Raw genomic sequence first — 3,222 nt, forward strand, 5'->3', positions numbered from 1 at the left:
ATGGCGATGTGGCCCCACACTCATCCATCCCGAACTGAGTGGTGAAACGCATCTGCGGCGACGATAGTTGGACGGTGGCGTCCTGCGAACCTAGCGCGATGCCAGGGTAAGTTTAGTGACCAGTCTCTTGCTCTTGTGGTGGGAGGCTGGTTATTTTTTGGGCTTTTGTTTTCATAAGTTCTTATTCTTATTGGTGTTGGTTACCAATTCTCCAAAAGCCAGCGACACAACCTATTGGTTCGTAGTAAGGACTTAACTAAAAGCTATCTGTGACTGTAGCATAGAGAAGTGGTATTAACGATGAATGGGGGCCGGTCAGGTATCTTCATGAGTAGCATCCTCAAGTGGGCATCTCTAGGCATTTCCACAGACGAGTTCATTCGACTGCGAATAATGCCTGAAACAGGGGATTAGCACGAATGGTATCAAAAGTCATTATCCCAGCGTGGTGATGCAGGTCAATTCATGAGCGATGGTGTTGAGTGAGCTGTACATAGCCGTGATGTGCAGAACGAGCTAGACATAGGTTTGCCGAACTTTTGCCGGGTATTGAGATGAATGTCTAGTGGCTCTTAGTCTTGCCTTAAGGTTGAACGGAGAAAACATCGAGTAAGCTAGTGCTAGAGCCTGTTAATTGTGACTTATGGGCGTTATTCGTATGATTTCACCGTACCATTTCAGCTCACTCTATCCTGTTAATGGCTATTGCCGAGGGAAATGGCATTGGTGCCGATCGACAGTCTGTTCTTTGCTAGCTATGACTCTTGGTCTGCTGGCTGGTTGTACGGGTGGAGGTAGCGGTGGCGATAGTAGCAGTCAACCCCAGCGATCAGGTCTAGAAATTAAAGTGTTAGTTGGCAGTGCCCTTGGTGACTTTTGTAAGCAAGCTAGCGAAAAATTCAACCAGCAGAACCCTAAGCTTGATAATGGGACAGCATTTTATGTTACCTGTCTGGAGGCAGGCAGTGGGGATGTTGTTACTCAACTGGTAACTCAGGCCCAACAAGTGAAATCAGGAACGCTTCCCGCAGAGTCGCCGGACATCCCTACCTTGGTTTCGGTTGACGGTGAGGTTTATCAAAGTCAACTGATATTTCAGATGAACCAGATTTATCCTGGACAGAACTACATTCCTGAAATTACAGATTCGCCACTGCTAGCTAATAGTCCGATGGTGTTTATGGCACAAACGGATATAGCTAATGCTCTCAAGGCAGTGCCAGATCCGTTCAAAGCTTTGGTGACGGCTAAAACTCACCGAGATTTGGCTCCATCGGGGCCACCAACTACGATTCACTATGTCCATACAGCACCTACGCGCTCAAATTCTGGTTTACAAACCTTAATTGCCCAATTTGCGTCTGTGTCGGGTAAGCGTCCAGAACAGCTTACTGTTGCTGATGTGCAGACGTTTCAACCCCAGATACAGAAGATTCAGAGCAAGATCACTCGCTATGGTGTGTCTACTGATTCGCTGGCGAAGGCGATGGTGACTAATGGTCCATTTTGGGCATCGATCGCCTCAGTGTATGAATCATCGGTGATTGCTGCTAACAGCGGACTGCAACCCGGACAACCTCGGTATGTTGCTGTTTATCCCAAGGCTACGTTCTCATCCAACATGCGGGCCATCTTGCCCAATGCTCCTTGGGTGAGTGCAGAGGAAAAGGCGGGAGCAGAAAAGTTTATTGAGTTTTTGTGATCGCCAGAAATTCAGCAAATTGCGACGAATTTAGGGTTACGTCCTGGTACACCAGGCGTTGCCCTAGGGCCTAGGTTCACTGCTGAGTTTGGTGTGGATCCCAATGCTAGCTATGACTCTTACCGTCCACCCCGACCGGAAGTTGTTGCCGCCATGTTGAAGTCATGGCAGGAGTTTGCTAAGAAACCATCTCTGGTTGTGATTGTGGTTGACTCATCTGGCTCGATGACAGGTAACAAAATGCCTGTGGTGCAAAATACTCTGCAAACGTATATCCAAAGCTTGACCCCCAAGGATCAAGTGGCGTTGATTGACTTTGACAGTCAGGTGCGGATGCCACCTGTGTTGGTGGATGGTTCTCCGGCAGGGAAGGATCGCGGGATGCAGTTTGTCAGTGGATTGCAGGTGGGGGGTGGTACTCGTCTGTATGATGCCGCGCTGGAAGCCCGTAACTGGCTCCAGCAAAACCTCCGTAAGGATGCTATAAATGCTGTGTTGATTCTGACAGATGGTGAAGACTCGGGGTCGAAAATAAAGCTTGATCAGTTGGCGGCTGAGCTACAAAAGAGTGGCTTTAATAGCGATCAGCGGATTGCATTTTTCACAATTGGCTATGGTAACGAAGGGGAATTTAATCCCGATGTCCTTAAGCAAATTGCAGACCTCAATGGGGGTTACTATCGCCGTGGTGATCCAGCTTCTATCAATAGGGTCATGGCAGACCTGCAAGTTGAGTTTTAATTCTACAGTGTTCTTCGCTAACTACTGACCACAGACCTATGAAGATTGCTAACCCTCTCTACTATCCACTTGCAGTTCTGGCTAGCATGATTGTGTTGGTGCTAGGGGTACGAGTTGGGGGTGTTTCTCACGTAGTTATGTTACCGTTGGCAGCAGCGATCGCAACTGTAGGGGCAGCCGTACTCAAGGGACGAGAGCCAGAATCTCTAGGTTTGGCACCTAGTCTAGAACGGGAATTTCGAGCCGTGCAAGCCCAAGCTGCATCATTGGTGGAAAAGGCACAGGTATTGCGGGATGAGGCTGCTAAAGCCCTGACGGAAGCTAATCAGCTAGATTTATTAGTGGCTGTGGAGGGAGCCTGCGATCGCACCCTAGAATTACCTGCAAAGTTAACCCAAATGGCACGACGACTTCAAGGCGAGGATTCTCTGCTGTCTGTAGAAGAAATGCAACAGCAAGTTCGGGATGTTGAGGCTAAGCTCCGCACGAGTTCAGGCATTGCCCGTGAGCAGTTGGAACGGCTAGCTGAAAGTCTTCGGCGCAACATCCAGCTTGCCCGTGAAGGCCAAGATGCTCGTCAAGCTCAGATGGTTAATCTGTCAACACTGATTTCGGATACTGCGGGGATTTTACAAAAACTGCAAAACCAATTGCGCACTGCTAATTTGAACAACTCTGAAGACATGCAAGAGTTGGCAAGTCTCAGTGCTGAGTTCAAAAGTTTTCAAGAAAACGTTGATTTGCTTATTTCTCGCTAGCGTTTCAAATTGGGATCCGCT

1 protein-coding gene and 1 pseudogene are annotated in these 3,222 nt (G+C 48.4%); both read left to right on the forward strand.

The window, feature by feature from the left end:
- The first annotated feature begins 757 nt into the window (after positions 1-757).
- Positions 758-2,443, forward strand: a pseudogene (locus NZ772_15865) (VWA domain-containing protein).
- Positions 2,444-2,481: 38 nt separating this feature from the next.
- A complete protein-coding gene (locus NZ772_15870) occupies positions 2,482-3,201 on the forward strand; it encodes a hypothetical protein (GenBank protein ID MCS6815032.1) in 720 nt (239 codons plus the stop codon).
- The last annotated feature ends 21 nt before the right edge of the window (positions 3,202-3,222 follow it).

It is taken from the genome of Cyanobacteriota bacterium (assembly GCA_025054735.1).
Lineage (GTDB): Bacteria > Cyanobacteriota > Cyanobacteriia > SKYG9 > SKYG9 > SKYG9.

Bases quoted from the DNA above. Each gene is read 5' to 3' on its own strand.
- NZ772_15870 (MCS6815032.1), top strand. From the start codon at position 2,482: ATGAAGATTGCTAACCCTCTCTACTATCCACTTGCAGTTCTGGCTAGC.